6 protein-coding genes are annotated in these 7124 nt (G+C 69.5%); 2 read left to right on the top strand and 4 right to left on the bottom strand.

Annotated features, from left to right (window positions below):
* The 3 genes from G6027_RS09750 to cysK form a co-directional block, all read right to left on the bottom strand.
* Positions 1-615, bottom strand: a 615-nt coding sequence (locus G6027_RS09750; protein WP_182637003.1) for a zinc-binding alcohol dehydrogenase family protein, incomplete at its 3' end; no start/stop codon positions are given.
* Positions 616-793: 178 nt separating this feature from the next.
* Positions 794-1417: a serine O-acetyltransferase EpsC gene (gene epsC / locus G6027_RS09745; RefSeq protein ID WP_182637002.1), complete on the bottom strand. Its 624-nt coding sequence runs from the start codon at positions 1415-1417 to the stop codon at positions 794-796.
* Positions 1417-2352 carry a cysteine synthase A gene (gene cysK / locus G6027_RS09740; RefSeq protein ID WP_182637001.1) on the bottom strand — a complete coding sequence of 312 codons (936 nt, stop codon included), beginning with the start codon at positions 2350-2352 and terminating at the stop codon, positions 1417-1419. The genes epsC and cysK overlap by 1 nt, the downstream gene beginning before the upstream one ends.
* Before the next feature lie 174 nt (positions 2353-2526).
* On the opposite strand from cysK, the gene G6027_RS09735 reads away from it, so the two are divergent.
* Positions 2527-4335, top strand: a complete 1809-nt coding sequence (locus G6027_RS09735) for a long-chain fatty acid--CoA ligase (protein WP_182637000.1) — start codon at positions 2527-2529, stop codon at positions 4333-4335.
* Positions 4336-4438: 103 nt separating this feature from the next.
* Here the strand turns inward: G6027_RS09735 and G6027_RS09730 are convergent, their stop codons facing one another.
* On the bottom strand, positions 4439-6229 hold the full coding sequence (locus G6027_RS09730; protein WP_182636999.1) for a long-chain fatty acid--CoA ligase: 1791 nt from the start codon (positions 6227-6229) through the stop codon (positions 4439-4441).
* Positions 6230-6379: 150 nt separating this feature from the next.
* Between G6027_RS09730 and G6027_RS09725 the strand changes: the two genes are divergently transcribed.
* The coding region (locus G6027_RS09725; protein ID WP_182636998.1) for a GAF domain-containing protein at positions 6380-7124 on the top strand (745 nt) is incomplete at its 3' end.

Here is a 7124-nt window from a genome sequence, read left to right as displayed (position 1 = left end):
CCGGCGCGCGCCCTCGCCCCGGGTGAGCACGTGGACCTCTGCCCCCTGCGCGAGGGCGAGTTGCGCGGTGAGATGGGCCGAACCGCCGAAGCCGTAGACGCCCAGCCTTCCGCCGGGCGGGAGCGCCGCACGCTTCAGCGCGCGGTAGCCGATGATGCCCGCACACAGCAGCGGTGCGGCCGAGAGGTCGTCGATCCCGTCGGGAAGGGCGTAGGCGAAGGCTTCGGGAACGGTCGTGAACTCCGCGTAACCGCCGTCGGCATCCCATCCGGTGTAGCGGGACCGGGCGCACAGGTTCTCCCGTCCGGACCGGCAGGCACCGCAGCTCCCGCAGGTACCGCGCAACCAGGGGACGCCCACCCGATCACCGGTGACGAACCGGACGCACCCGGGCCCCGACCCGACGACCTCGCCGACGATCTCGTGACCGGGGACCACCCGCGGACGGCGGACCGGGAGGTCGCCTGTGGCGACGTGCAGGTCGGTCCGGCAGACCCCGCACGTGAGGACGCGGAGCAGGATCTCCCCCGGCCCGGGCTCGGGCACGGGGAGCTCGACGAGGTCCAGTGGAGACTCCGCCAGTGGTCCCGGCTGGCGGACCACCCAGGCTGGCATCGTCGTCATGGTCCAGGTCACCTCGATCCCGCGGTGCGGTGACGGCGATCCTATCCCCGGCCGCGCGGCTCGGGCCAGCCCCGGATCGCGATCGGGCGCGTGGTCGGAGTGGCCGGAACCGCGACGAGGTCCGGGACCCGCCCCCGGGATTCGTGGGTGGGCCCCGGACCTCGAGGGATCAGATGTAGATGGCGGGGTCGATGTAGAACTGCGCGTCGCGCAACTCCTCCTTCGACTCCTTGGCGGGCGTGGCGACGCCCGGGATACCCACGACGATCGAGTTCGCCGGGGCGTCCTTGACCACCACGGCGTTGGCGCCGACCGAGGAGTCCGAACCGATCTCGACGGGGCCCAGGATCTTGGCCCCGGCGCCGACGGTCACGCGGTCGCCCAGGGTGGGGTGGCGCTTGACGTGCTTGAGCGAGACGCCGCCCAGCGTGACCCCGTGGTACAGCATGCAGTCGTCACCGATCTCCGCGGTCTCCCCGATGACCACGCCCATGCCGTGGTCGATGAAGAACCGTCGACCGATGGTGGCCCCGGGGTGGATCTCGATACCCGTGAGGAACCGGGTGAACTGGCTCAGGACGCGGGCCGCGAACCGTCCGGCACCGCCGGCCGCCCACAGTCGGTGGGAGAGCCGGTGGGACCAGATCGCGTGCAGGCCGGAGTAGACGATCGCGTTCTCGACATCACCCCGGGCCGCCGGGTCGTGGGCACGCGCCGCGGCGAGATCCTCGCGCAGAGTGCGCAGGATCCCCGCTGCGGGCGCGTCCGCGTTCGACGGAGTCGGGTCGGTCATCAGTCGCGGTAGTCCTCGAACAGCATGGTGGACACGTAGCGCTCGCCGTAGTCGCACACGATCACCACGATGGTCTTGCCGGCGTTCTCGGGGCGCTTGGCCACCTCGAGCGCGGCCCAGACGTTGGCGCCGGAGGAGATGCCGGCGAGGATGCCCTCCTCGGTGCCGAGACGCTTGGCGATCCGCAGCGAGTCCTCGAGGGTGACGTCGATGACCTCGTCGTAGATGTCCCGGTTCAGGATCTCGGGGACGAAGTTGGCACCGAGGCCCTGGATCTTGTGCGGTCCGGCCTTGCCCTCGGTGAGCAGCGGCGAGTCCTTGGGCTCGACGGCCACGATCTGGATGTCCGACTTCTGCTCGCGCAGGTAGCCGCCGGCGCCGGTGATGGTGCCGCCGGTGCCGATTCCGGCGATGAAGATGTCGACCTCGCCGTCGGTGTCCTCCCAGACCTCGGGGCCGCTGGTCCGGCGGTGGACGTCCGGGTTGGCCGGGTTGGCGAACTGCCGGGCGAGGACCGCGTTCTCGCGGGTGGAGGCGACCTCCTCGGCCTTGGCAACGGCGCCCTTCATGCCCTCGGAGCCCGGGGTGAGGATGAGCTCGGCCCCGTAGGCGCGCATGACCGCTCGGCGCTCGACCGACATGGTGTCGGGCATGACCAGGACGGACTTGAAACCGCGCGCGGACGCGACCATGGCCAGCGCGATGCCGGTGTTGCCCGACGTGCCCTCCACGATGGTGCCGCCGGGCTTGAGGGCGCCGGAGGCGACCGCGTCGTCGATGATCGCGGCGCCGATGCGGTCCTTGACGCTGGCGGCCGGGTTGGCGGACTCCAGCTTGGCGAGCACCGTGGCGTGCAGACCGTCGGTCAGGGAGTTGAGGCGGACCAGCGGGGTGTGGCCGATGGTCTCGGTGATGTCGGAATAGATCTTCGCCATTTGTGGGTTCCGTTCTGAAGAATGAACAGGTCTGTCTATCCGTGAGTGTACGTGATGAGGCGACATGGCACGAGGGTGCGACCAGGGAATGGTCCCCCGATTGCCGCGGGCGCCCGACGGGTCGACAATGGACCGCGCTCCATTTTCGTCGTCGTCCGAAAGGCCGCATCTGGCATGCGCGAGATCACCGTCCCCGCCCAGCGAACCTTCACCCGTTCCGACCTGATCCCGGTGGTGGCTCGAGGGCGGGCCACCTCGACGCCGCGGGCGGTACCGTTCGAACATCACGGCGACGGCCAGTGGCGATCGGTCTCCAACGCCGAACTCGTCCGGCGCGTGGACACGATCGCGGCCGGACTCATCGCGGCCGGCGTCGAGCCCGGAGACCGGGTGGCGCTCATGGCCGGAACCCGCCTCGAATGGGTGCTGGTCGACCTCGCCGTCTGGACCGCCGGAGCCATCACCGTGCCGATCTACCCGTCATCCTCGGCAGGGCAGCTCGAATGGATCCTCGCCGACTCGGCTGCAAAGGTCCTCGTGGCCGAGAACGAAGCCCACGTCGTCGTCGTCGGAGATGCCACCGTCCCCGACACCTGCACCCGGATCCTCTACCTCGACCACGGCGGCCTCGAGGCCCTCGAGGCCGACGGCGAGGCCGTCGAGGCCGAGACCCTCGACGCCGCGGTGGCCACTCTCGAACCCGAGACCCCCGCCTCGATCATCTACACCTCCGGCACCACCGGACGGCCCAAGGGCTGCGTGATCACCCACCGCAACCTCCTGTCGGAGTGTCACGCGCTGCTCGACCACCCCATCGGGTCGATGGCGCAGCAGGGCAAGAGGGTCCTGATGTTCCTGCCCCTGGCCCACGTGCTCGCCCGCGCTGTGACCTACACCGTCTATCTGGGTGACGCGACCGTCGGCTTCTGGGACGACACCTCCACCATCCTCCCGCGCTTCGCCGATTTCCGGCCGCACATGATCCTCGGTGTCCCTCGCGTATTCGAGAAGGTACGCGACGGGATCGCCACGAAGGCCGCCGCCAAGGGCGCGGTGCAGAGGGGGATCTTCGAGCGCGCCGAGGCGATCGCCATCGAGAACAGCCAGCTGCGCGGCGATGACGGACTGAACGACGCCCGTCGACCCTCGCTCCTGCACACCGCCCAGTACAAGGCTCTCGACCTGGTCGTCTACAAGGCCATACGCGAGGCGCTCGGCGGCCGCTGCGAGTACGCCATCTCCGGCGGGGGCGCCCTGCCCGACCGAATCTCGCACTTCTTCCGCGGAGTCGGCGTGCCCATCTACGAGGGCTACGGTCTCACCGAGAGCACCGCCGCAGCCACCGTGAACGGCCCCGGCTGCCAGCGCATCGGCACCGTCGGCCGACCCGTGGCCGGGACCAGCGTCCGGATCGCCGACAGCGGTGAGGTGGAACTGGCCGGCGAGCTGATCTTCGACCGCTACTGGAACAACGAGAAGGCCACCGCCGAGGCCATCCGCGACGGCTGGTTCGCCACCGGTGACATCGGCTCACTCGACCCGGACGGCTACCTGACGATCACCGGTCGCGCCAAGGAGATCATCGTCACCGCCGGCGGCAAGAACGTTTCGCCGGGACAGATCGAGGACGCGATCCGGGCGCATCGCCTCGTCGGCCACGCGGTCCTCATCGGTGAGGCCCGGAGGTTCGTCTCCGCGTTGATCACCGTGGACGAGGCCGAGCTCGAGAACTGGGCGGCGGAGAACGGACACGGCGGCCGGTCGACCGGGGACCTGGTCACCGACCCCGAGCTGCGCGCCGAGATCCAGTTCGTCGTGGACGATGCCAATCGGCAGGTCTCGCACGCCGAGGGCGTCAAGAAGTTCGTCGTTCTGCCCCGCGACTTCACCGAGGACTCGGGCGAGCTGACCGCGACCCTCAAGGTCAAGCGGCACGTGGTCGCGGAGCGCTACTCCGAGGAGATCGAGGGCCTGTACGCCTGATCGGGCTCCGCCTCGCCGGACACGGCCTGCCGGGGCGCGTCCGGATCGGGCAGACACGAGAACGCCCGGACCCCGTGGGGCCCGGGCGCTACCGGTCGAGGGCTCAGTTGTCGGTGTAGAGCGCCTCGATCTCGCTGCCGAAGCGGTCGTGCACGACGTTGCGCTTGAGCTTGAGCGTCGGGGTGAGCTCGCCGCTCTCCACCGAGAACTCCGCCGCGAGGATCTTGAACTTACGGATGGACTCGGCGCGGGAGACGGACTTGTTGGCCTGGTCCACCGCGTCCTGGATGGCGCCGACCAGCTCGCCGTCCTGGAGCAGGTCCGCCACCTCTCCGGTCTTGCCGTGCTTGTCCCGCCAGGCCGGGAAGGTCTCCTGGTCGATGGTGATCAGCGCGGCGATGTAGTTGCGGTTGTCACCCACCACGACGGCCTGGCTGATCAGCGGATCGGCCGAGAGGAGGTCCTCCATCTGGGACGGCGACACGTTCTTGCCGCCGGCGGTGACGATGAGGTCCTTCTTGCGGCCGGTGATCGACAGGTAGCCGTCCGAGTCGAGCTCGCCGATGTCGCCGGTGTGGTACCACTCCCCGGTCCAGGACTCCTCGTTGGCCTTCGGGTTCTGCCAGTAGCCCTTGAACAGGGTCTTGGCCTTGGCCAGGATCTCGCCGTCGTCGGCGATCTGGATGGTGACGCCCGGGATCGGTCGACCCACGGTGCCGATCTTCGCCTGGCCGATCGGGTTGACGGTGAGCACGCCCGAGGACTCGGTGAGGCCGTAGCCCTCGAGGAGGTCGAAGCCGGCGCCACGGTAGAAGTGGCCGAGACGGGCGCCCAGGGGGCCGCCGCCGGAGATGATGCGGTTGCACTCGCCGCCCAGGGCGTCGTGCAGCTTCGAGTAGACGAGCTTGGAGAACAGCTTCTGCTTGAGCGCCAGGCCCGCGGACGGCTTCCCGCCATCCTCGATGGCCGTGGAGTAGTCGATCGCGGTCTGCACCGCGGCCTTGAAGATCTTGGCCTTGGCGCCGCCGGCGGCCTCGGCCTTGCCCGCAGCGGAGTTGTAGACCTTCTCGAGCACGCGCGGGACCGACACGAGGAAGGTCGGGTGGATCTCCGCCAGCCGCTCGACGACCTTGGTCGTGTCGGGCTCGTGGGCCACGGCCACGCGCTTGTAGAAGCAGGCCACCTCGAGGATGCGGGCCAGTACGTGGGCCAGCGGCAGGAAGATCAGGGTGCGGCTGTTGGGGACGAACGCGTCCTTGAGCTGCTCCTCGACCGACATCACGACGCCGGCGAACCCGCCGTGCAGGATCTCGCAGCCCTTGGGGTTGCCCGTGGTGCCGGAGGTGTAGATGATGGCGCACCTGTCCTCGTGGCCCGTCGCCAGCGAGGCCTGCTCGAGCTGCTCGTCGGTGATGTCCGCTCCCGCGGCGGTGAGCTGGGCGACCAGGTCGTTGTCGATGACCATGATGTCCCCGTTCCATTCGGTGCCGGACGTCAGCACCTCGCGGAGTTCGAGGTTCTCGACCACGGCGAAGGACGCGCCGGAGTCGGTGAGGATCCAGTCGCACTGGCCCGACGAGGAGGTCTCGTAGATCGGCACCGTGACGGCGCCGACAGCCCAGGAGGCCCACGCGATGAGCGACCACTCGTAGCGGGTGTGGCTCATGATGGCCAGGCGGTCACCGGGCTTGACGCCCCGGGCGATGAGGCCCTTGGCGACGCCCTTGACCTCCTGCAGGTACTGGGCGCAGGTGACCTCTTTCCAGTCGGTCCCGACGAGCCGCAGTACCGCGACGTCGTTCGGGGCCTCCTCCGCGTTCTTGAACACGAGCCGGCCGAGGTTCTCGACAGGGAAGGGCTTGGTTACTGGAGGGGTGGCGAACTCGGTCGTCATTGCGATCCTTAGGTCATGTGTGGCCTGTATCACTGGCAAGTGTAGAGGGTTGGCCGCCGTCCGTGTTCAGCACGGTCTATTTAGATCCGTTTATGAGGGGTGCATCAGGTTCGTGATCCCGGTTACTGTGATACGGGTTACACTGGCGCCATGTTCGGGGGCACGGGATCCGCGGCGAGCCTGCTGGTGGCCGAGTCGTGGGAGCGCAGTAGGCATCGGGGTATCGACCCGACCGTGGTCGCGCCGTCGGTCGAGTTGGAGGGTCCGGACCTCTCCCGCCACCTGGCGCAGCACCGGATGGCGGCGGTTCTCCCGGTGGTCGAGTCGGTCCTCGTTCCGGGCGTGGTCTCCAGCGGGCACATCGTCGCCGTCGCGGACGAGCGCGGGCGGCTGCTGAGGGTAATCGGTGACCGGGGGGTCAGGTCCCGCGCGGAGTCGATGGCGTTCATCCCCGGTGCGGTCTGGACGGATGAGGCGGTGGGGGCCAACGCACCGGGGCTCGCGCTCCGGCACGACACGGAGGTGCGGGTCCGCGGGTCCGAGCACTACCTCGAGATGGCCCACGAGTGGAGTTGCGCGGCGGCGCCGGTCCACGACCCCGGCACGGGTGAGTTGATCGGGCTCATCGACGTCACCGGCCCGAGCAGTGCCACCTCGGACCAGATGCTCGCGCTGATCCGGGCGACGGTGATGCTCGCCGAGGTCGAACTACGCACTGCCGCTGGGCTCGTCGTGCCCCGTCGTGGCGGGGTCGACAGGCCCGACGGGGGCCGGTTCAGGCTGCGGGTGCTCGGCGCCGGGGCCGGCGTTCTCGACGGGGGCGGCCCCGGAGGCGGCGGGCGTGCCCTGACCGGCAGACATGCGGAGATCTGCGTGCTGCTCGACGCGTATCCGG

The organism is Dietzia sp. SLG310A2-38A2 (assembly GCF_014145095.1).
Lineage (GTDB): Bacteria > Actinomycetota > Actinomycetes > Mycobacteriales > Mycobacteriaceae > Dietzia.
This window is presented reverse-complemented; position numbering and strand designations above follow the sequence as displayed.